The organism is Corynebacterium nasorum, assembly GCF_030229765.1.
Classification (GTDB): domain Bacteria; phylum Actinomycetota; class Actinomycetes; order Mycobacteriales; family Mycobacteriaceae; genus Corynebacterium; species Corynebacterium kefirresidentii.
Genome location: NZ_JASPGY010000002.1, coordinates 125674 through 148060 on the forward strand (window position 1 = coordinate 125674; position 22387 = coordinate 148060).

Consider the following 22387-nt stretch of genomic DNA (forward strand, 5'->3'; position numbering starts at 1 on the left):
CCCTCCCGCTTTAGAGCGGGCGGAAGGTGCGCAGCTCGCGGCAGGTCTCCTCAACCACCTCGCGCCAGCTGCCAGTTTCTTTGAACAAGCGGCGCTGCCGCTCATAGCCGGCGCCGCCATCAATAATTTCGTGGATAAGCTGCAGCTCATTAAAGCATCCCAGCTCGCGGGCGATGGGGGCGAGTTCTTCCACCATCTGCGCTAGCTCGTCTTTGACCCAGGCTTCATCGGTCTCGCGGGAGGTAATTACCAGCGCATCCATGCCGTAGCGGGCGCCGCGCCACTTATTTTCTGCCACGTGCCAGGGCTGCAGGGTGGGAAGGGGTTCCGCGGCGTCGATAAGCCGGTCGTAGTAGACCACCAAGCAGTGAGTAAGCGCAACGATGGCGGAAAGCTCGCGCAGATTCGACGTCGCATCGCTCACGCGCACCTCCACCGTGCCCCACTTGGCGGCCGGCCGAATATCAAAGTGCATGGAGCCGGTGTGGTTGATAACGCCGGAAATCGCTTGGTCGCGCATATAGGACTGCCACTCGGCCCAATCGCGGAATTGATATGGCATGCCTGCGGTAGGCAGCTGCTGGTAGAGCATGGTGCGGTTGGAAGCATAGCCGGTATCCAGGCCCTCCCACCCCGGCGAGCACGCTGATAAGGCCAGCAAGTGGGGGTACTTGGTCATTAGCGCATTGATGATGGGCCACACGCGGTCCTCGTGGCTAATGCCCACGTGCACGTGCGTGCCCCAAAGCAACATCTGCTTGCCCCAGTACTGGGTGCGCGCGATGATTTCTTGATAGCTGGGTTTATCCGAAAGCGGATTCTCGCGGAAATCCGTAAATGGGTGCCCACCGGATGCCCAGACATCTACCCCCAGCTTATCGGCGGCTTCTTCCACCGCGTTCAGGGAATTTTTCAGGTCAGCGATTGCTTCCGGAACGGTGTGGCAAATGCCTGTAACTAGCTCCACCGTATTTTGGAGAAATTCCTTTTCCAGATGGATATCGGGATAGGTCGCATTGGCCAGATCGATAAGTTCCGCACCGCGCGGGACGAGGTCGCGCGTTTCGCGGTCCACGAGCGCTACCTCCCATTCCACACCTAGCGTTGGTTCGGGAGAGCGGGCGAATTGTTCTGCCGGGATCTTCACCCATTCAGCTTAACGGCTGACAGGTATTAAGACGTGAATTTTATTTAACCCATTCTCAGCGGCGGCCGTGCGGGTAGGCAATATCTCAGATCATAAAAGTCCAAGGGCATCCGGCCACAGAACAATAAAGTTTCTTTGTGGCCGGATGCCCTTGGACTTTAGGTCAGGTACGCAGCTAGCTTAGGCCTGCGGCACCGCTAGGGCGACAACGACGGCGCCGTCATCGGTTGCTTCCTTAGGCAGGTCGCGATTCATGGGCGCGATATCGGCCTGATAGCGAGCGGCTACCTCTTTGGCCAGTGCTTCAGCAGAGGTATCGCCTTCCGGGTAGAAGACGGTGGTCTTCGGGACGGTAAGGACATCGCCAGGCAGGTTGCCCACGTAGCCCACCTTGAAGCCGCCGCCTTTGAGGGAATCGGCTTCCTTCTTGGCTTTGTCTACCTCACCGGAGTTATTGAGGACGCTGACCTTAATATCTTTGCGGTCGCGCGCGGCGGAGTGGGCGTTTTCCTCTCCTGCAGCGTCATTGCCCTGAGGCGCAGCAGCCTCGTCGGCAGCACCGGAAGCAGCCGAATCACGTGGGGCATCGCCCTTTCCTGGCGCCGGTGCAGGGGAAGGAGCGCTTGCGCCCTCGGAAGCGCCTGGGGCACCGGGGGCACGGGAACCTGCGGCATCGGGACCAGCGGAGCCTTCGGGTGCGGCACCAATGGTGGAACCGGTGGAGTTTTCTTGCTTGCTCTCGGAGGCCACGGTGGAATCATCGTCGCCCGAGGTTATGGAGTACAAAGCCCAGAGGCCGAGCATGACGGCCACCGCGATGAGGACCATCGCCAGGCCGCGCAGCGGGAGTCCGCCCTTTTTAGCGTGCGCGCCGCCACCAGCGGGGCGCTTAGCGGCACGGGAAGCGGACGCACCGGCAGCGGAGCCGGCGCGGGTTTCGTCGGGTACCTTGTCGGTCGATTTTTCCGGATTCACATTAGTCACATACGCAACACTAGTACCCAGAATTAACTAAAAGGGGTATTTCCCCGCGCGGCGCGCCGCGTGTTTTCTCTCTCCTCGCGCACGCGGCGCAGCCGGGCGACTAGGAGCGGGTGGGATTGGGCGGCTGCGGGGGCGTCGAGAAGCAGGTTAAGGCGCTGATGGTAGCGCACCGGGGAGATATCCAGTTGCGCGCGGATGGCCTCTTCCTTGCGGCCGATGCTGCGCGGCGCGGTTTCTTCAAAGTCCAAAATGGCGGCGTCTAGGTCAGACAAGGGGTTCATGCCTAAACTGTAAGGCATGACTATTCGCCCCATCGTTATCCACGGCGAGCCCGTGCTTCACAACCCCACCCAACCGGTGGAAGAATCCGAAATTTCCACCCCGGAAATGCAGCAACTCATCGCGGACATGTATGAAACCATGGATGCCGCCCATGGCGTGGGCCTAGCCGCAAACCAGGTAGGAATTGGCAAGCGCCTCTTTGTCTACCACTGCCCTGATACGGACGGACCCAATGGCACCGAGCTGCCGTCCGAAAAGGCAGGCATGCGCAAGGGCTGCGTTATTAACCCCGTGTTGGAGACCTCTGAAATTCCGGAGACCATGCCGGCTGACGACGGCTCCGATGACGAAGGCTGCCTCTCCGTTCCAGGCGAGGGCTTTCCCACCGGCCGCGCCGACTGGGCACGCGTGACCGGCAAGGACGAAAACGGCAACGACATCTCCGTCGAAGGCTATGGCTTCTTCGCCCGCTGCCTGCAGCACGAGACCGGCCACCTCGATGGCTTCCTGTACACCGATACCCTCATCGGCCGCTATAAGCGCCAGGCCAAAAAGGCCATCAAACGCAATGGGTGGACCGAGCCGGGTTATTCCTGGGTACCGGGCGAGGACGCCGATCCCTTCGGCCACGACGACTAATGTCACGTATTTTCCGCTCCGATGCCGTCCAGGTGGGCGAGCGCGTGGTGGCCCGGCGCGATTTCGGCGGCGTGCATAGCGACGTCATCGGGCACGTGCTGAGCCTCAATCCGCTGGTTATCCGCCCGCAGGAGGTCGGTGGTTTCCCCTCTGACCTGGATGCGGTAGAGATCCCGCCGGAACAGCTGAAAATCATCAAGCGGCTCTCCCCGCGCATGGTCCGCAATTCCGATATCCGCGCCGTGGAGGTTGCGGCGGCCGCGGCTTTCCCCGGCGGGGAGCACGCCTGGACTAGCGATGGTTCTTGGCTCCTGCGCGCCGGCGACGGGGCTACCGGCAGCTCCAATTCGGCTGTGCCTTTGGGCCCTTCGGCCGGCTTCACCCCGGTGCCGATGGAAGAGATTAAGGACTTCTTCGCCCGCCGCGACCTGCCGGTGCGCCTATTGGTTCCAGAGCGCATTGGCAAACCCGCCGAGCGCCTGCTTGCCGACGCCGCGTGGGAAACCGAACCAGAAACGCTCGCTATGGTCTTGCGCAGTCTGCCCGCGCTTGCCGAAGCCCCCTCTGCTTCCCCCACCGTCCACATCGAAGACCACCCCGATGACAAGTGGCTGGAGATGTATCACTCCCGCAGCGGAACCCTTTCGCCTCAGGCACTGAAGCACCTGAGCGCCCCCATCGAGGGCACACTTGGCTTTGGCCGCCTAGCGCTCGAAGGCGAAACCGTCGCCATTGCCCGCGGTGCCATTAGCGAATCCGGCGATGGCACCGCGTGGCTGGGCCTTTCTAATGTGGAGCTAGCTGCGAACTCCCGCCGCCGCGGATTCGGCACTCTGCTAGGCCAGCATCTGCTGCGCTGGGGCCGCGACAATGGCGCGGAGCATGCCTACCTCACCGTTCCGGCCTCCGATACCGCGGGCGTGCGGCTTGCTGAAAAGCTCGGCTTCATTGAGCAACACCGCCGCATCTACGCCCGCCTGCGGGGCTAGGCCCCGCGGCAGCGCCCTTTCGGACTGGGTGGTGAGCCTTATGGGACTGCCCGCTGACCTCGCTGCAGCGGGCAGGTACTGTATGTGGCATGCGCATCGCCACGTGGAATATTAACTCCGTTCGTACCCGCACACAGCGGGCGCTGGACCTTATCTCCAAGCACGACATCGACGTTTTGTGTCTGCAGGAAACTAAGGTGAAAGACGATAAGTTTCCACGCGAGTCCTTCGAGGAAGCGGGTCTGCACGTCACGTGCCACGGGCTCAACCAGTGGAACGGCGTGGCCATCGTATCCACAGATGCGCCCGAGGAGGTCTTTGTGGGTTTTCCAGGCCAACCCGGCTTTGCCAAGGATCCGGATAAACCACAAGAGCGGGAGGCCCGAGCGCTAGGGGCCCGCATCCGTGGCGTAGAAATGTGGTCCCTCTACGTGCCCAACGGCCGCGAGATCACGGACCGCCACTATGACTACAAGCTGGACTTTCTCTATCACCTGGCACACTATGCGGAAAACAATGCGCAGTCTAAACTTCTTTTGACCGGTGATTTCAATATTGCTCCGCGCGATGAAGACGTATGGGACATCGAAGCCTTCCGCGGTAAGACGCATGTCACCGAGCCAGAGCGCGCCGCATTCCAGATGCTGGAAGAGTCCGGGCTCGAGGAGGTCACCCGCCGGTTCACGGAGGACCAGCGCTATACATACTTCGATTACAAGGGCATGCGCTTCCAAAAGAACGAAGGCATGCGCATCGATTTCCAGTTGGCTTCCGCCCCACTTGCCCAGCACGTAACCGGCGCACAGGTAGACCTGGTTGAGCGCGCCGGCGATAAAACTTCCGATCACTGCCCACTTCTCGCAGATTTCGATCTGCCCGATTTCGATTCCGTGCGATAAATGTCTTGGTCGCTTGATCTCAGCTTCTGGCAGCTTTTATTCCTAATCCTGGATTACGGCATCAAGATTATTGCCGTCGGCTTCGTGCCCGAAGGCCGCCGCCCGTCCAGCTCCACCGCGTGGCTGCTGGCAATTCTGGTGCTGCCGTTTATTGGGCTGCCGCTGTTTTTGCTCATGGGCTCGCCGTATATCAACCGGCGCCGCCACCGCATCCAGCAAGAGGCCAATGAGAAGATTGAAAACGTCACGGCCCGCACCCCGGACCACCCGCAGGGTATCCTTTCGGCGGAAACAGAGTCGGTCATCCGGCTCAACCGCGAGCTGACCGGTTTCCCAGCGTTGGTGGGCCACAACCTGGGTCTGCACGCGGATTATGACGAGTCCATTCGCGCCATCGCCGCCGCCATTGACCGCGCCGAGAAGTACGTGTCCATCGAGATCTACATCCAGTCTTGGGACGAGGTCACGGACGTCTTCTTCGAGTCCCTGCGCAGGGCTACCGCCCGCGGCGTGAAGGTGCGGCTGCTGCTGGATCAGATCGGCAGTTTTAAGTACAAGGGCTATTTCAAGCTGGGCAAGCAGCTGACAGAGATAGGCGTGGACTGGCATCTCATGCTGCCTATCCAGATTCACAAGGGCCGTTTCCGGCGTCCGGACCTGCGCAACCACCGCAAGCTGGTGATCATCGATGGCAAGGTCGGCTTTATCGGCTCGCTAAATATGATTAAGCGCCAGTACAAAACCAAGGACCGCTACTGGATCGACTACATGGTGGAGCTGTCTGGGCCAATTGTGACTTCTATGTCCGCGGTCTTCGCCGTGGATTGGTACCTGGAGGCAGACGAGAATCTTCCGCTCGATGAGCTGCCTTATGACGACGCCCAGACTGCCGACGCCAATCACCTCCAAATAATCCCCTCCGGCCCTGGTTATACCACTGAGCCAAACCTGCGCATGTTCAACTCCCTGGTTCACCACGCCAAGGACCGGCTAGTTTTGTGCTCGCCCTACTTTGTCCCGGATGAGTCCCTGCTAGAGGCCGTGACCACCGCTTGCTACCGCGGCGTGGATGTGGAGCTTTATGTATCGGCAAAGGCGGACCAATTTATGGTCAACCATGCCCAGTCCTCCTACTACCAGGCCCTGCTAGAGGCCGGCGTACACATCTACCAATTCCCCTACCCCTTTGTGCTTCACTCCAAGTTCATTATCACCGACCCGGACGATCCCGGCCACGATCCGCTGTGTATGTTCGGCTCCTCCAATATGGACCCGCGTTCCTTTGGCCTTAACTATGAGTCCACCATGCTGGTGGCCAAGGGAGACCTCATTGATCAGTTCAACCAGCTCGTAGCCAATTACCGCGCCGTGTGCCACGAGCTAACTTTGGAGGAATGGAATGAGCGCGGCTTTATCCGCCGCTACGTGGATAATGTCATGCGCCTTACCTCCGCGCTGCAGTAAAGCGCACCCGGACCATCACGACTGCAGCGAAAACGGTCCGGAAACAAGACACCGCCCCGGTGAGCAGCGAATGAGCTGCCGGCCGGGGCGGTAAAGCGCCTAAGCAATGGAATGCTTAAGCTTTAAAGGTGCTTAGGCGTCGCGCTTTTGCAGGACGATGACGCCTAGGACCCACAAAAGGAGAGCCCAAGCGAGGAATACCAGCCCAAATCCCCAGGATTCCTTCCACGGAGCATCTGCGGGAGTTTGATCCATTAGCCACGACTGAAACGCGCTAAATGGCATGTAGTTCACCAGCTTCCCGCCCACCTTGGGGATCATAGACACGAAACCGTCCAAACCAAGGAAGAGGATCAACCCGATGGCCACGGAGCCGGCGGTAGAGCGCAATAACAGGCCGAGCCCCTGGGAGAAAAGGACGATAAGAGCCGCTGCCAGTGGGTACTTCCACAGCTGCTTCTGCCCCATCTCATCGTCCCAAGGCTGGAATTGCGCGGCTACCTCATCGTAGGCAAAAAGCTCGGTAAGCAAGTAGGAACCGGCCACCGCGATGAAGCTGAGCGCGGCCGCGATGACCGCGTACATGAGCAGTTTGACCAAGGCCACCGACCAGCGACGCGGGGTAGCCATGTACGTGATGGTCTGCGTACCAAAGCGGTACTCGGTGGTCACGATCATAATGGCTTGGATCATGAGCACGGGCAGGCCGAGGGCCAAAAGAAAAGACACCGCGCCATCCGGGGTGATAACACCCATACCAAACGCTGCATCCTCGGGGGTTTCTGCCGGTTTTGTCAGGCGGGCATTGAGGATGGCCCAACCCCACGCAAAGAAGAGGAAGATGAAGGTGGTCCACCAGAAGGAGCGGGTGGTGTGCAGCTTGGTCCATTCGGACTTCAAAGTATTCAGCATGGCGACTTAAACCTCCTGCTGGGTGGGTCGAGCGAACGGAGTGGCAGCACCGGCACCGGCAGTAGCACCGCCGGCGGTGGGGGCACCAGTGGAGCCGTGGTACTGGACGGCGTCGCCAGTAAGCTCCATGAAAGCGTCCTCTAGGGAGGCGCTCTTGAGGCTTAGCTCATTAAGCGGCACACCGGTGGAGTACGCCAGCTGGCCCACGAAATCCGTGGTCTGGTTGGCAATCACCAAGCGGGGGCGGCCTTCCTCGTCGGTGGACTCGGTAAAGGAGATTCCCTCGGCGCGCAGAGCAGAGCCAAAGGCATCGAGGTGATCGGAGCGCACCAGCACGGAGGACTCCGAGTGGTCCTTCACAAAGTCATAGGTGGGCTGGTCCGCTACCAAGCGGCCCTTACCAATGACCACGAGGTGATCTGCGGTTTGGGACATCTCCGACAGCAGGTGGGAAGAAATCAAAATGGTGCGGCCCTCTTTGGCTAGGGCACGTACCAGCTGGCGGACCCAGCGAATGCCCTCCGGGTCAAGGCCGTTGACCGGCTCGTCCAAAATGAGGATGCCCGGGTCACCGAGCAGTGCGCCGGCGAGGCCCAAGCGCTGGCCCATGCCGAGGGAGAAGCCGCCGACTTTCTTACCGGCGACGTCGGAAAGCCCTACCAGCCCCAAGACCTCGTCAACGCGGGAAGTAGAAATGCCATTGGACTGTGCGATCCATTTCAGGTGATTAGCGGCGCTGCGGTTGCGGTGCACTGCCTTGGCATCGAGCAAGGCACCCACCTCACGCAGGGGCTGCTTGAGCTCGTGGTAGTGCTTGCCGTTAATGCGCGCCTTGCCGGCCGTAGGAGCATCCAAGCCGAGGATCATGCGCATGGTGGTGGATTTGCCCGCGCCATTGGGGCCTAGGAACCCGGTGACCATGCCGGGTTTTACCTGAAAGGTGAGATCATCAACGGCGCGGACAGACTTATATTGTTTAGTCAGTCCTTCTACTTCGATCATGGCACTAGAGTGCCATAAATCTGGCAACTTTACCTGTTCAATGCCTCCATACTCTCCCGCAGGGTGGGAAAGGAACGGCGGAAGGCAGCCAATAATGGGAGGGTCTCCACCTCGTCGAAAGGCACCCAGCGCAGCTCATAGGACTCTTCATTAGCTGTAGTAGGAAGCGGAACACCGGTACGCGTGCGCGCGAGCACGGTGGTATAGGTCCACTCCCCCGGTAGATCCCCCGCTGCGGGATAAGGCCCGGCCGTGACTTGCGCATCGAGTACCTCTACATCGTGGGGCGCAATCGCGCATTCTTCCTGAGTTTCGCGCAACGCGGCCTGGGTCGGCGTCTCCGTAAAATCACGGGCGCCACCCGGAATCCCCCATGTATCGCCGTGATTGGTCCACGCGGCACGGTGTTGGAGAAGCACCTTGCGCCCGGCAACAAGAAAGAGGCCAGCGGCACCGAATTTTCCCCAGACCCGAATGCCGCCAGGACCTGCCGCCCAGCCGTCTCCACTGTGAGGATTATGCATGCTGCCTATCCTAGCCACACACGCGGGTATATGGTGGCGCCCAGCACACTGCGGACGCTATTCTGAGTTAATGACCGAGCAGGCAGTCCGGGCAGAAAGCGTGCACAACGAGCACGCTCACCCGAGCGATCACTGGCTCGATGAGGTCACCGCGCCCACCGGCCCGGCCTTCAGCGGGCTCAGCAGCCGCGCCATGCAATGGTTCGCAGGCCCGGCGCGCCTGATGCGCCGCTTTTACTACTTTGCCTCCACCACCCCGGGCAAGCTTTTTACGGTCACGCTCATCCTCACCGTGGCCCTGGGCGCTGCCGGCTTATCGATGTCCCAATCTTCCGCCGCCCGCCACTCCGATTTGGACGAGCTGCTAAGCACTACCGAACCGATGTCGAATGCGGCGCACCACCTTTATAGTTCGCTTTCGGTGGCCGATACCGTGGCCACCACCGGCTTCGTACAGGCCGGTGTGGAATCAGAGCAAAATCGCGATAGCTATAACGAAGCTATTGATGCCGCTTCGGTGGCAGCCACCGAATCCGTGCTGGGTACCACACAGGAAGATGGCCGTGTGCGCGAGCTGGTGACCTTTATCCAGCGCGAGCTGCCCGTCTATACCGCGATGGTGGAAAAGGCCCGTTCTAATCACCGGGCGGGCAATGCGGTAGCTAACTCCTATATGTCCAATGCCTCTGCACTAATGCGCGAGCATATCCTGCCGGCCGCCTCCGAGCTTTTCCAACTGACCACCGCCAAGGTAAACCAGCAGCAGCAAAAGCTCACTTCGCCGCAGTGGGTGCCGCTCTCCGGCCTCTTTGCCGCGCTCTTTTTCCTCGTTGTGGCCCAGTGGTGGCTGTGGCGCCAGACCCGCCGGCGTTTTAATCGTGGCTTTTTGACGGCCAGCGTGCTGCTCTTCCTAGCCATTTCTTGGGTAGCACTATCCAACCTCGCTACCTGGTCCACCGGCCACCAGGGCTTTGAGACAGCCTCGCGCCCATGGGATTCGCTGACGGCCTCGCGTATTGAGGCGCAGCAGGCGCGCACCTCTGAAACCCTGGCGCTGGTGCTGCGTTCCTCCGAGGAGGATACGATGGTGCGCTTTTCCAGCTCGATTAACTCCATCGAAATGGCCTTGCAGGATTATGAGGATGCCCTCAATGATGAGGACGTGGAGGTCACCGACCCCGAACTCATCCACAGCGCCCGGGCGGCCGCCGAGCAGTGGCGTGGCACCCACGATAAGCTCATGGGCGCGCTGAAAGACGGCGACTATGATGAAGCCATCTACCAGGCCACGGCCACCGAGCCCAAGGACGGTGAGATGACCACGGCGCGTTCCTATGACGAGCTCGACGCGGAGCTCTCCGATCTCATTAGTCAGGCGCGCGTCGCTATGCGCAGCTACCTGGAACGCGGCCTGACCGCCATGACCGCGGTGTCCTCGGCCGTATTCTTGCTGACCTTATGCGCCATTATCGCCGTGTGGCTGGGCATCCGTCCCCGATTGCAGGAGTACCTCTAATGCGCCGCCCACGCCTCGTCCTCGCTTCGCTTGCCTGCGTCTGCGCCGCGCTGCCTCTGGCTTCCTGCGATGTCCGCTCTACCCCGCCACTGGAGGCGCCCGCCGAGCAGGCCCTTGACGCAAAGCCGGGCCCGCCGCTGCCAGATGGGGCAAAGATTGAAAAGGCAGGAACCACCCCCGCGCACCGCGCCTCTGGTGAAGACATTAAAGGCAGCTACCGCCCAGATGACAAGAAAGCGAAAGAACGGGTGCCGGACATCGTCAAGCGCGGCCGGCTCATCGTGGGTGTGGACCGTTCCAATAACTTGCTGAGTTACCGCGACGCCGCCTCGGGTGAAGTACGCGGCTTCGAGGTAGATATCGCCCGCGAGGTTGCCCGCGATATTTTTGGTGCTCCCAATAAGGTGGACTTCCGCTTCGTGGAATCCTCCAACCGAGTCGATGCCCTTAATTCCGGCGCGGTGGACATGATTGTGCGCACGATGACCATTAGCCCGGAGCGAGAGCGGGAGGTGGCCTTTTCCATCCCCTATATGCGTACCCAAACCCGCATGCTGGTGCTCAGCAAATCTGGCATCAAATCCATCAAGGACACCGCTGGGAAGACGCTGTGCGGTGTGGGCGAATCCACCGCACTCGATACCATCCGCGAGCACGCCCCCAAAGCCGATATCTTGGTCACCCGTTCCTGGGGCGATTGCCTCATGGCACTGCAGCTCAACCAGGCCGATGGCATCGTCGTCGATGATGCCCTGCTCTCCGGCATGGCCGCCCAGGATTCCTATACCTCCATCGTGGGCGAACCGCTGGAAACCGAAAACTACGGCGTGGCCGTGCGCCTGCCCAGCAAGCAGCATGACACCCGCCCACTGCTGCGCCAAATAAATTCCACGCTAGAGCGCATACGCCGCGATGGCACGTGGTCTTCCCTTTTTGAGGAGTGGCTCGGTGCCTACTTAGAAGAGCCCACGCTGCCGGCCGGAAAGTATATCGAGGAGGAGGCTAAACCATGAGCCATAACCCGAACTTTAGCGATGATGAGCTCGAATACATCGAGCCGGAAAACCTTGATACCCAGCGTGCCTTCCGCCAGCCCACCAATGCCACCAATTCCGCGCAGGAGCCGGATGCGCTAGGCGATGCCCCCTCGGACGACGGCCCCGCCACCGCAGCCGTAGCTTTTGACCCGTTTGCGGACGAAGACGAGGAAGCAACCGCGGCGGTGGCCTTTGATCCCTTCGCTGACGAGGATGAAGCAGACGGTGATACCGGCACCTCCGCGGTAGCCTTCGATCCCTTCGCAGACGATGACGAGGATGGCGATGGTTCCATCGACCCGGACCATATCTCTAGCCTCTTGGCGGACCTAGACAATATCCGGGCTAAGCGCGAACAGCAGCGCGCCCAGCAGACCCAGGAGGACTCCTCGCAGCGCTCGCGCCGCCGCGCACTCGATACCTTCCGCGAGCGCCGTGGCACCCACCGCACCGAACGCCGCGTGGCCGATGGCATGGTGCGCCTGCCGTTTATCACCCCCTCCGAGCCGACCGACGCCCTGATCGACCCACACGAGGCATCCTCCGGTAAAAAGATCCCGCCACCGCAGTTACAGCCTGGTGACATGGTGGCCGGCCAATATGAAATCTTGGGCGTCATCGCCCATGGCGGCATGGGCTGGATTTACCTGGCCAATGACCACTTTGTTTCTGGAAGAGTGGTGGTCCTCAAAGGTATGCAGGCACAAAAATCGGCCGATGAAACCGCCGCTGCGGTGGCAGAACGCGAGTTCCTCGCGGATATTACCCACCCGGGCATCGTCAAGATTTTCAACTTCATCGATGACCCCCGGGTACCCGGCGGCTTTATTGTCATGGAGTACGTCGGCGGGCCGTCGCTTAAAAACAGGCGGAAAAAGCAGACGGACAAGCTACTGCCGGTCGATATCGCAATCGCTTATATCCTGGAAGTCCTGCCCGCGCTGGAGTACCTGCATTCGCGCGGGGTGGTCTATAACGACTTAAAGCCCGATAACATCATCGTCACCGAGGACCAGGTCAAACTCATTGACTTGGGCGCGGTCTCCGGCATCGGCGCCTTTGGCTATATCTACGGCACCAAGGGTTATCAGGCCCCGGAAGTCGCCACCGAGGGGCCTTCCATCGCCAGCGATATCTACACCATCGGCCGTACCTTAGCCTCGCTGTGCCTCAAGCTTCCTACCGAAGACGGCGTTTATCTGCCAGGTATCCCCACCCCCACCGAGGAGCCGGAACTGCGCCGTTTCTTGTCCTTATACCGCCTGCTACAGCGCGCCACGGACCCGGATCCGGAGCGCCGCTTTACCTCCATCAAGGAGCTGCGCACCCAGCTCTACGGCGTGCTGCGCGAGGTCATTGCCATCCGCGACGGCCTGCAATATCCTTCCCAGCACTCGCTCTTTTCGCCGCAACGTACCACCTTTGGCACCAAGCACTTGGTCTTTCGCACCGACCAGCTTATTGACGGCATCGATCGCACCGTCCAGATCACCGCCCCCGAGGTAGTCTCCGCCCTGCCCACCCCGCTGCTAGACCGCGACGATGTGGGCGCCGGCCTGCTGCAGGGTGCTTCCTACGCGGAGCCACAAGAAGCCCTCGAAACCCTCCGCCAGGCCATGCAGACCCCCGAGTACGAGCACTCGGCCGAAATTCCACTCGGCGTGGTGCGCTCCATGATCGACCTGGGCTATACCGGCCAGGCGCGGCAGTGGCTCAGCTCCATCGAAAACCGCCTCGGCCGGGACTGGCGCTTCCAGTGGTATGCCGGCATCACGGAACTGCTCCTCGATGACTACCGCGACGCCCAGAAATACTTCTCCGCCGTCCTCGATCTCCTTCCGGGCGAGGCGGCACCCAAACTCGCCATCGCCGCCATCAACGAGCTCATCCTGCAGCAACTGGACTACAGCGAAATCTCGCTCATTGATCCCAGGGTGGCCCGGGCCTGTTCCAATATGCATTCCACCTTGGCCGATCTCCCCAACTCCGCCTTTGAGGGCCAGCCAGAAATCTGGAACCACGTCACGCAAGACCCAGCTGCCCTGCGGTTTAACTCCATGCGCCTCTACGGCATCGTGTGGTCCACCAACCCCACCACCGTGTCCTCCTCCTTTGGCCTCGCCCGCCAGCTGCGCTCCGAGGGAGAGGTGGAGGTCGCCGTCACCGTACTAGACAAGGTTCCTAATGCCTCGCGTCACTACCGCATGGCCCGCTTGACGACGATCCTTCAGCTCATCGTCCACGATCTCTCCGAGTCCCGCATCCGCCGCGCTGCCCGACGCCTCGAAGAGGTCCCCACCAACGAGCCGCGCTTCCTCCAGATCAAGATCGCCGTCATCTCCGCCGGCCTTAACTTCCTGCGCAACGCGGATCTTTCCCATGCCGCCTCCCCCAACGATCTTTTCGAATACGCCTTCACCCAACGCGGTCTGCGCACCGGCCTGTCCGAGACCCTCCGCGCCCTCGCCCGCCAGGCACCGTTTAGCCGCCACCGCTACGTCCTCGTGGACCTTGCCAACCAGGTCCGCCCCGTGACCACCTTCTAGCTTGCGTTCTTTCATCTACTCGCACAGCGCAGAAAAACAAAAGAAGGGGGCGTGCGGTCTTTTTACCGCACGCCCCCTTGTTCACTGCTCGGCCGCTTTCGCTGGCCGGGGAGGAACCTTTCTATTTGTAAAGCCCAGCCTCACGCGCCATAGCGGCGATTTCGGCAGACTTCTGCGCGATAGCCAGCTCCTCATTGGTCGGAACGACAAAGACCTTAACCGGGGAATCCTCAGTGGAAATCATGCGCGGCTGATCGGAGCGGACCAAGTTGCGCTCCTTATCAAAGTGGATGCCGTACATATCCAGGTTGTACAGGGAGTCCTGGCGCACCTCGGTATCGTTTTCACCCACACCGGCGGTAAAGGTGATGGCGTCAACGCGGCCCAGGGAAATCATGTAGGAACCGATGAAGCGGCGCAGCTGGTGGATGTAGATATTGTAGGCCAGCCACGCGTCCTGGTCCTCGTTGTCGATGCGCTCGCGCAGCGTACGGAAGTCATTGACACCGGAGATGCCTTTGACACCGGACTGCTTATTGAGCAGGTTGTCAATCTCATCCACGCTCATGCCCGCTTGGCGGACAAGGTGGAAAATGATGCCTGGGTCAATATCGCCAGAACGGGTCCCCATGGCCAAACCGGCCAGCGGGGTCAGGCCCATCGAGGTATCAATGGCGCGGCCGTTGCGGATGGCCGCAGCGGAGGCACCGTTGCCCAGGTGAAGGGTGATCTGGTGGGTGTGCATCGGATCGCGGCCCAGCAGGCCTGGAACCTGCTGAGAGACGAACTCGTGGGAGGTGCCGTGGAAGCCGTAGCGGCGGATATCGTACTTGGATGCCACCTCATTATTGATGGCATACAGCGCGGCTGCCGGCGGCAGGGTGTTGAAGAAGGCGGTATCGAAGACGGCAACGTGTGGAATATCCGGCAGCATCTTGCGAGCCACGCGGATGCCGTCCAAGTTGGCCGGGTTGTGCAGTGGAGCCAGCGGGATGAGGTCCTCGATCATGGACTCGATCTGGTCCACGATGAGCTGAGGCTCGGAGAAGAGGCGGCCGCCGTGGACAACACGGTGACCAACGGCGATGACATCCACGTCGGTCGGGCCAACGTTGTGCTCGCTCATGATGGCAAAAGCGCGCTCAAGGCCGAAGGAGTGAGTAGGAATTTCCAGCTCTTCCTTGTACTTCTCGCCACCGGTCTTCACGGTGACAGCGCCGAGGGGCTCGCCAACCTGCTCGACCAAACCAGAAACCAACGGGGTATCCGTGGCGCTGGATTCGGGATCGACCAGCTGGAATTTAACGGAGGATGAACCTGAGTTAAGGACCAGAACGTATGACATTTATTTCTCTCCAGCCTGAATAGCGGTGATTGCAACGGTGTTGATGATGTCCGGAACGGTCGCGCCACGCGACAAATCGTTAACCGGCTTGTTCAGGCCCTGCAGAATCGGGCCCACGGCGAGCGCGCCGCCGGTGCGCTGTGCCGTCTTGTAGCCAATATTGCCAGCCTCCAAGTCCGGGAAGACGAAAACATTTGCCTGTCCGGCAACCTCAGAATTCGGCATCTTCTTCGCAGCAACGCCTGGATCGCAGGCGGCATCGAACTGCAGCGGACCATCCACCTTGACGGAGGAATCCAGCTTCTTGGCGGCCTCTACGGCGGCCACGGCGCGCTCGACGTCCGGGCCGGAACCGGAAGTACCGGAGGAGTAGGACAGCATGGCCACGCGCGGGTCGATGCCGAACTGGGAAGCGGTCTGTGCGGAGACAATCGCGATCTCACCCAGCTGCTCGGCGGTGGGGTTCGGGTTGACGGCGCAGTCACCAAAGGCCCACAGGCGGCCGCGCATGACCATCAGGAAGATGGAGGAGACGACGGAAGCATTCGGCTTGGTCTTGATGATCTGGAAGGAAGGCTTGATGGTGTGGGCGGTGGTGTGAGCAGCGCCGGAGACCATGCCATCGGCCAAGCCCTTGTGCACCATCATGGTGGCGAAGTAGGAGATGTCCTGCATCGTCTCGCGCGCCTGCTCGAGGGTGACACCCTTCTTCTTGCGCAGCTCGGCAAAGTCGGCGGCGAACTCCTCTGCCAGCGGGGACTCGAGGTGGTTGATGATCTCGGCACCAGCCAGGTCGAGCTTGAGCTCTTCGGCGCGGGCCTTGATATCGGCCTCGTTGCCCAGGATGGTCAGCTTGGCAACCTTATCGCGCAGCACCACGTGGGCGGCCTCGAGGATACGGTCATCATCGCCCTCTGGCAGAACGATGTGCGAACCGGCGGCGCGGGCCTGGTCAATGAGCTGCTTCTGGAAGAGGTCTGCGGACATGACCGGGGTGACGTCGCCAAGCGAGGCAAGTGCGCCCGGAACTGCTTCGAGATCGGTGAAGATGCCAGCAACGGTGGCACCCAAGGATTCCGCATTGTGCTGTGCCAGCTCGCCGGTGCGCTGCGGGGCGCCGGAAATGATGGCCAAGGGCAAGCCGAGGGCGGCAGCTACCTCAGCATCAAAAGAGATATCGCCGGTGCCCTGCGCCACGATGTTCTCGGCAGCAGGAGCCTCAGCGAGTACAGCGGCGACGGTGGGGTCAAAGTCTTCGAGACGGATGAACTCCGCCCCCAAGTCTTGGGCTAGGGCCGACACGTCGAGGCCATCAAAGCCACGGCCGATAGTGCTGATAACTGCGGAATGGGATGCAGACATGCAAATTACCTTTCATTCACGGTCACTTGAACACAATTAACGCGTGTCATAACTTCATGTCATCCATCACAGTTATTAACACGCGGTGACTCTTCCACTGTACGCGATTTACCCCCTCCTATGCCCTATCGTGACCGCCCTAAACTGGGGTTAGTAATGCTGTGGTTTTTATCGCATAGTGACCGCGTAGAATATGCAGCACAACGAAAGAAAGGACACCCTAAGCACATGACTAACCCAGTGCGCGTCGCCGTGGTCGGCTCCGGCCCGGCAGGCATTTACGCCTCTGACCTTCTAGTGAAATCCGACCTCGATGTGCAGATCGATCTTTTTGAAAAGATGCCAACGCCGTTCGGTTTGATCCGCTACGGCGTGGCACCGGATCACCCGCGTATTAAGGGCATCGTGCAGTCCCTGCACAACGTTATGGAAAAAGAAGAGATCCGCTTCCTGGGCAATATCGAGGTGGGCAAGGACATCACCGTCGAGGAGATGCGCGAGTATTACGACGCTATCATCTTCGCCACCGGCGCCACCGCCGATAAGCGCATGGGCATCCCCGGTGAGGATCTTAAGGGCAATCACGGCGCGGGCGAGTTCGTAGGCTTTTATGACGGCAACCCCAACTTCGAGCGCGACTGGGATCTCTCCGCAGAATCCGTCGCCGTCGTGGGCGTGGGCAATGTCTCCCTCGACGTCTCTCGTATCTTGGCCAAGACCGCCGACGAGCTGCTCGTTACCGAGATCCCGGATAATGTCTACGCAGCGCTGAAGAAAAACCGCGCCAAGGAGGTCCACGTCTTCGGCCGCCGCGGCCCGGCACAGGCCAAGTACACGCCGAAGGAGCTCAAGGAGCTAGACGAGTCCCCGACCATTGAGGTCATTGTCAACCCCGAGGACATCGAATATGACGCCGCCTCCGAGGAGGCACGCCGCGCCGCCAAGTCCACCGACCTGGTATGCCAGACGCTAGAGTCCTACGCTATGCGCGAGCCGGGCGATGCCCCGCACAAGCTCTACATTCACTTCTTCGAGTCCCCGGTAGAGGTGTTGGGTGAGGACGGCCACGTCACCGCCATCAAGACCGAGCGCACTGAGCTCAACGGCGATGGCACCGTAACCGGTACCGGCAAGTACACCGAGTGGCCGGTCCAGGCCGTCTACCGCGCGGTGGGCTACCACCCACAGTCCGTCGACGGTGTGCCCTTCGACGAGACCAAGGCCACCATGCCAAACGACGGCGGCCATGTGCTGGCCAATGTCGACGGCGAAAAGCTGCCTGGCCTCTACACCACCGGCTGGATTAAGCGCGGCCCAGTAGGCCTGATTGGCAATACCAAGTCCGATGCCAAGGACACCACCACCATGCTCATCGCCGATTACAAGGCCGGTGACTTGGAGCCTGCCACCAAGCGCGATCCGCAGGACATCCTGGACTTCCTGGCTTCCCGCGATATCGCCGTGACCACCTGGGAAGGCTGGCACCGCCTGGATGCCGCGGAGCGCGCCGCCGGTGAACCGCACGGCCGCGAGCGCATCAAGATCGTCGAGTGGGACGAGATGGTCAAGCACGCCGGTCCGCAGGCCTAGCCCATGCCGCATTTCATTTCCGCCGCGCCCTTGGGTCAACTGGCAGCCTTGGACGTCCACCAGCTCTACAAGCTGCGGGTGGATGTCTTTGTGCACGAGCAGCGCTGCCCGTATGCCGAGATTGACGCCACCGACGCCGACCTCCAGACCGTGCACCTGCTGGCCTGGGATACGGACTCCCACGAATTGCTCGGCACGGCCCGCGTCTTTCCGGCTGCGCCTACTGACGCCGCGCTTGCCGACGCCACCGGCGCACAAATCGGCCGCTTCGCGCTCGCGCCCGCCGCGCGCGGCACGGGCCTCGGCCGCGAACTTCTCCAGGCGGCCGTCGACCTAGGCGAGCGCATGCACCCAGGCAAGCCGCTCTACCTAGAGGCGCAGGCCGGCCTCGTGGACTATTACGCCGGCTTTGGCTTTACTCCGGTAGGCGAGCTATTCGACGACGAAGGAGTCCCCCACCAGCCGATGCTGCGCCCCGCCAGCTAGACGCTTGGACAGCTGGCCGCCTCCTAGTCGGCGTCGTCCACGCCGGAGGCGAGCTTCGGATCGAGCTCCACGCCGCCTTCGTACTCCACGACCTCAATATCGGGAACATTCTCGGTTTCTGGATCGATGCCGCGGGCGCCGCCTTGCGCCAGCAGACCCGGCGTGGTGGTCACCTCGATCTTGTGTGCCGCTAGAGCCGCACGGTCGCGCGCTTCTTCCACATTTTCTGCAGTAGAAGAGACCAAACCCATGCGGCGGCCCTTGTAGGCCCCCGGCTTGCCAAAGAGTTTCACGTCCGTCTCCGCATAGCTAAGGGCCGCGGCGACGCCGGTATAGGCCACCTCATTCAGCTCCTCGTCCGCGTGGATGACCACGCTGGCACCCGGGGTGACCAGGGTGGCGTCGATGGGGTAGCCCAAAATCGCCCGGGCATGCAGGTCAAACTCGGAAAAGCGCTGCGTGTAGGCGGTAAGCATCGCCGTATCCGCGGGGCGCGGGGATACGGAGGAAAAGTACACGTCATCGCCGGCGACGAACAGCTCCACGCAGTACACGCCGCGACCACCCAGCTCATTGGAGATGCGCGCCGCCACAGAGCGGGCATTTTCCAGCGCAATCTCGCTCATTCCAGTAGGCTGCCACTCCTCCACGAGGTCACCGCGCTCGTGGCGGTGACCAATGGGCTCGCTAAACCACGTTGCCAGCTTGCCCGTGGCCGGGTCGATGGAGCGGATAGCTAGCAGGGTGACCTCAAGATCAAAGTCCACGAAACGCTCGGCCACCACGCGCTGCGAGTCCGAGGACACCCGCCGCACGGTCTCCCAGGCCACACGCACATCGTCCTCATCTCGGGCAATCATGTGGCCCTTGCCGGAGGTGGAGACATCCGGCTTAATGATGCACGGAAAGCCCAGCTCCCCGACTGCTTCTTCTAGCTCCTCCAATGAGCTAGCAAAGCGATACGCGGAGACCGGCAATCCAATATTCTCGGCCACCTCGCGCACGCACTGGCGATCCTGCGTCATGGCGCAGGCGCGAGCCGAGGGGACCACGATGGCGTCACTCTGCGCTTCCATCTCTTCCAGCGCTTCTACCGCTACGGTCTCTACCTCTGGAACCACAAAGTGCGGCTGAATCTCTTGTGCTAGCTGCAGGATGCGCCCGGCGTCCTTGATATCGGCGACGTAGCTATACTGCGCCACTTGGTGTGCCGGCGCGCCCGCATACGAGTCCACCGCGTGGACCTCAAGGCCCAGGTTCTGGAAGGACATGGCCAGCTGCTTGCCCAGCTCGCCTGAGCCCAGCAGCAATACCTTGGTGGCATTGCTGGTCAGCGGCGTGCCAATATGACCGGCGATCTCGCCTGGATTATCCATGAAAATGCTCCTTCTAAGCCGCAGGCAGCGGCGGTTACTGCCCTAAATTATTTCATATTTAGGCCCCAACCCCACTACCCACATGCCAGGTGCCACGGATAAGAAAAGGCGCCCTGTGGGCAATTCCACAGGGCGCCTGAAACATTTCCGCCTAGGCTGCAGGAGCCTCAGCCGGAGCCTCCCCTGCCGGTTGCTCGGCGGGCTGCTCCGGCTCGCCTACCGGCTCCGCTACGGTAATGATGTTGTCCTCATAACCCAGTGCGCCGCCAACAAACTGGCCGCCGCAGGTAATAAGAACCAGGCGGTTCTCGCCTTCCTTATCATTGACCACATCCGGGAAACCGGAACCCTTGGGCAGACGGTACGGCGCCTCGGTCACGCGGAAGGTGCGCTCCTGGCCGTCGATGACCACGGTGAATTCCTGGTCCTTCTTCAGCTTGGTGAACTTCTCCGCATAACCGGTACCCTGGCCCTGGTAGTTAATGTGGCCGGTAATCACACTCGAGCCCACATTGCCCGGCTCACCCGGCACTGCGGAGGCGGAGTACCAGCCCACGCGGGTGACGTCGTGCGGCGGAAGCAGCACGCCCTGGTCCGTGACCTGTACGGGGTCTACGGCCGCGTACTCGCCATCGATGCCCACGGACATGCCTTCAAAGCCCTTGAATTCACCAGGCGCGGCCTCATACTCGTGCTCCTGCTGGCCCGAATCATCCACAAAAGCATCGGACTTCGGCCCAGATTCCTCAGGGGCACTCTCGCTGGCCACCGTCTCTGGCGCCGAGCCAGCCTCATCCTCATCATCGCGCGCCAGGTACAGCACTACCTGCAGCAATACCAATGCCACGACAACAATTGCCGCAATAATGGCGATCAGCTTGCCACGGCCCATGCCCTGCTTGCCGACGCCCCCTTCTTCCCCACTCGCCGGATACTGCGAAGTTCCATTCTCTTCCGGCTGCTGTGGTTGCGCGTGCTTTCCCATAGCTAGCTTCCTTTACTTCCTCGTTTTGTCTACCTTGTGCAGGTTATATGCAAATCCCCTCCAGCGTGTGCAGTCACACCCTGGAGGGGATTTTGGTGTTTAAGTCTCAACCCCGGTGGGGCGACCCGCGGGCCGCCTCACCGATGCTTATGGACTACTTGATGTAATCCTGCATACCCGGCTCAAGCTCGGTTGCGCCGGACGGTACGGACTTAATCTCAACGCGCTCGGCGTTGGATGGCAGTGCGTTACCAGTCTCTTCAGGTTCCTGACCTTGGACCTCGACGCCGCGGCCGTTTCCATTGTCAGAGTTGCCGCCCTTAGGAGCGTCCTGACCCTTGACCTCGTGACCATTGCCACCATTGTGGTTGCCGGTGTTGTCACCGTGGCCGCCATTGTGGCTGCTGGTGTTGTCACCGTGGCCACCGTTGTGGCTGCCGTGGTCGTTGTGGTCGTGGCGATCCTTGATGATCTTGCCCAGGCCGATACCCGGAATCAGGATGAGCCACCACGGAATCTTGCCCTTGGAGGAACCGTCTGGGGTGTCCTGATCGTCGACCTCGTGGGAGGTCACGGTCTGGGCCTCATCATTGATGTCCTTGTGCTCAGCAATGTGGTTCGGCTTGTCCGGAGTGGTATCCGGGGTGTCCTCACCCTTGTCGTTGACCTCTGTGGAGGTGAGCTCCTCGAAGGCAACCGCAGCCTGGACAGGCTCCTTCACATCATCGTTCACGGTGATGGTCACAGGAACCATGCCCTCGGACTTCTCCGGAGTGAAGGTCTTCTCACCAGTACCCAGAACAGACTTGCCGTCCTTCTTGTTAATGAGCTCTGCCTTCAGGGTGTATTCCTTACCCGGAACCAGACCCTCGTAGGTAACCTCGTCAACAATCTTGGCACCAGCAATAACTGCGTGGGAGCCCTTCTCGAAGTCAGCGTTAGTGGTGATCTTCGGAGTCTTCTCAGAGCCCTCGGAGGTCACAGTCTGATCCTCATCGTTGATGTCCTTGTGCTCACCAACGTGGTTCGGGTTGTCCTCATCGGTCGGCTTATCCTCACCGTGCTTATCCACCTCGGTGGAAGTCAACGTCTCGAAAGCAACCGCAGCCTCAACCGGCTCAGTTACCTTCTCATCGACAACGATGGTGACAGCCTCAGTACCATTAGCGCTCGCCGGAGTGAACTTGTGACCCTTGGTCTCACCAAGAACAGTCTTACCGTCTTCCTTGGAAATCAGCTGGGCATCCAGAGTGTACTGCTTACCCGGAACCAGACCCTCGTAGGAAACCTGGTCCACAACCT

20 protein-coding genes are annotated in these 22387 nt (G+C 60.8%); 9 read left to right on the top strand and 11 right to left on the bottom strand.

The features are described 5' to 3' along the window. Positions 1–10: 10 nt before the first annotated feature. From QP904_RS02525 to QP904_RS02535, 3 genes are all read right to left on the bottom strand, one after another. Positions 11–1147 (bottom strand): glutamate--cysteine ligase, encoded by a 1137-nt coding sequence (locus tag QP904_RS02525; RefSeq protein ID WP_023019965.1) that lies wholly within the window; start codon positions 1145–1147, stop codon positions 11–13. Between the two features lie 180 nt (positions 1148–1327). After that, positions 1328–2131 (bottom strand): LytR C-terminal domain-containing protein, encoded by an 804-nt coding sequence (locus tag QP904_RS02530; RefSeq protein WP_284835472.1) that lies wholly within the window; start codon positions 2129–2131, stop codon positions 1328–1330. Between the two features lie 23 nt (positions 2132–2154). Next, positions 2155–2430: a DUF3263 domain-containing protein gene (locus QP904_RS02535; protein WP_086588240.1), complete on the bottom strand. Its 276-nt coding sequence runs from the start codon at positions 2428–2430 to the stop codon at positions 2155–2157. On the opposite strand from QP904_RS02535, the gene QP904_RS02540 reads away from it, so the two are divergent. The 4 genes from QP904_RS02540 to cls all read left to right on the top strand — a co-directional run bounded on the left by QP904_RS02540 (position 2429) and on the right by cls (position 6404). Further along, positions 2429–3052, top strand: coding sequence for a peptide deformylase (locus QP904_RS02540; RefSeq protein ID WP_023019968.1), 624 nt, complete (start codon positions 2429–2431; stop codon positions 3050–3052). The genes QP904_RS02535 and QP904_RS02540 overlap by 2 nt on opposite strands. Further along, positions 3052–4041: an N-acetylglutamate synthase, CG3035 family gene (locus QP904_RS02545; protein ID WP_284835473.1), complete on the top strand. Its 990-nt coding sequence runs from the start codon at positions 3052–3054 to the stop codon at positions 4039–4041. Before QP904_RS02540 ends, QP904_RS02545 begins: the two co-directional genes overlap by 1 nt. Positions 4042–4130: 89 nt before the next feature. Continuing rightward, positions 4131–4940, top strand: a complete 810-nt coding sequence (locus tag QP904_RS02550; protein ID WP_200288609.1) for an exodeoxyribonuclease III — start codon at positions 4131–4133, stop codon at positions 4938–4940. Then, positions 4941–6404, top strand: coding sequence for a cardiolipin synthase (gene cls / locus QP904_RS02555; RefSeq protein ID WP_200288608.1), 1464 nt, complete (start codon positions 4941–4943; stop codon positions 6402–6404). A 132-nt stretch (positions 6405–6536) separates the two neighbouring features. Here cls and QP904_RS02560 read toward each other — a convergent pair whose 3' ends face one another. From QP904_RS02560 to QP904_RS02570, 3 genes are read right to left on the bottom strand one after another with little or no spacing between them, the layout of a single operon-like run. Further along, positions 6537–7316 (bottom strand): ABC-2 transporter permease family protein, encoded by a 780-nt coding sequence (locus tag QP904_RS02560; RefSeq protein WP_200288607.1) that lies wholly within the window; start codon positions 7314–7316, stop codon positions 6537–6539. A gap of 6 nt (positions 7317–7322) precedes the next feature. Next, positions 7323–8318 (bottom strand): ABC transporter ATP-binding protein, encoded by a 996-nt coding sequence (locus QP904_RS02565; RefSeq protein ID WP_239208106.1) that lies wholly within the window; start codon positions 8316–8318, stop codon positions 7323–7325. A 29-nt stretch (positions 8319–8347) separates the two neighbouring features. Then, positions 8348–8842 (bottom strand): NUDIX domain-containing protein, encoded by a 495-nt coding sequence (locus QP904_RS02570; RefSeq protein ID WP_023019974.1) that lies wholly within the window; start codon positions 8840–8842, stop codon positions 8348–8350. A gap of 70 nt (positions 8843–8912) precedes the next feature. Here QP904_RS02570 and QP904_RS02575 point away from each other — a divergent pair, with 70 nt between their 5' ends. Genes QP904_RS02575 through QP904_RS02585 form a run of 3 tightly spaced genes read left to right on the top strand, consistent with a single transcriptional unit; the run spans position 8913 to position 13941 of the window. After that, entirely contained in the window at positions 8913–10358 is a 1446-nt protein-coding gene (locus QP904_RS02575; RefSeq protein ID WP_023019975.1) for a GlnX family signal transduction membrane protein, read from the top strand. Next, complete coding sequence (locus QP904_RS02580) at positions 10358–11371, top strand: glutamate ABC transporter substrate-binding protein (protein WP_200288605.1); 1014 nt, start codon at positions 10358–10360, stop codon at positions 11369–11371. The genes QP904_RS02575 and QP904_RS02580 overlap by 1 nt, the downstream gene beginning before the upstream one ends. Beyond that, positions 11368–13941 (top strand): serine/threonine protein kinase, encoded by a 2574-nt coding sequence (locus tag QP904_RS02585; protein WP_284835474.1) that lies wholly within the window; start codon positions 11368–11370, stop codon positions 13939–13941. Before QP904_RS02580 ends, QP904_RS02585 begins: the two co-directional genes overlap by 4 nt. A 121-nt stretch (positions 13942–14062) precedes the next feature. On the opposite strand, the gene QP904_RS02590 is transcribed toward QP904_RS02585, so the two are convergent. Together QP904_RS02590 and pta are read right to left on the bottom strand one after the other, a co-directional pair. Beyond that, on the bottom strand, positions 14063–15286 hold the full coding sequence (locus QP904_RS02590; RefSeq protein WP_239205411.1) for an acetate kinase: 1224 nt from the start codon (positions 15284–15286) through the stop codon (positions 14063–14065). After that, the gene (pta, locus tag QP904_RS02595; protein WP_284835475.1) at positions 15287–16648 is read right to left on the bottom strand and encodes a phosphate acetyltransferase; all 1362 of its coding nucleotides are present in this window, start codon (positions 16646–16648) and stop codon (positions 15287–15289) included. Positions 16649–16876: 228 nt separating this feature from the next. On the opposite strand from pta, the gene QP904_RS02600 reads away from it, so the two are divergent. Together QP904_RS02600 and QP904_RS02605 are read left to right on the top strand one after the other, a co-directional pair. Continuing rightward, positions 16877–18238, top strand: a complete 1362-nt coding sequence (locus tag QP904_RS02600; RefSeq protein WP_239208110.1) for an FAD-dependent oxidoreductase — start codon at positions 16877–16879, stop codon at positions 18236–18238. A 3-nt stretch (positions 18239–18241) separates the two neighbouring features. After that, the gene (locus tag QP904_RS02605) at positions 18242–18724 is read left to right on the top strand and encodes a GNAT family N-acetyltransferase (RefSeq protein WP_284835476.1); all 483 of its coding nucleotides are present in this window, start codon (positions 18242–18244) and stop codon (positions 18722–18724) included. Positions 18725–18747: 23 nt separating this feature from the next. Here the strand turns inward: QP904_RS02605 and purT are convergent, their stop codons facing one another. From purT to QP904_RS02620, 3 genes are all read right to left on the bottom strand, one after another. After that, entirely contained in the window at positions 18748–20100 is a 1353-nt protein-coding gene (gene purT, locus QP904_RS02610; RefSeq protein ID WP_284835477.1) for a formate-dependent phosphoribosylglycinamide formyltransferase, read from the bottom strand. A 151-nt stretch (positions 20101–20251) separates the two neighbouring features. Continuing rightward, entirely contained in the window at positions 20252–21085 is an 834-nt protein-coding gene (locus QP904_RS02615; protein ID WP_200288598.1) for a class F sortase, read from the bottom strand. A 154-nt stretch (positions 21086–21239) separates the two neighbouring features. Beyond that, positions 21240–22387: VaFE repeat-containing surface-anchored protein (locus tag QP904_RS02620; RefSeq protein WP_284835478.1), on the bottom strand; the 1148-nt coding region annotated here is incomplete at its 5' end.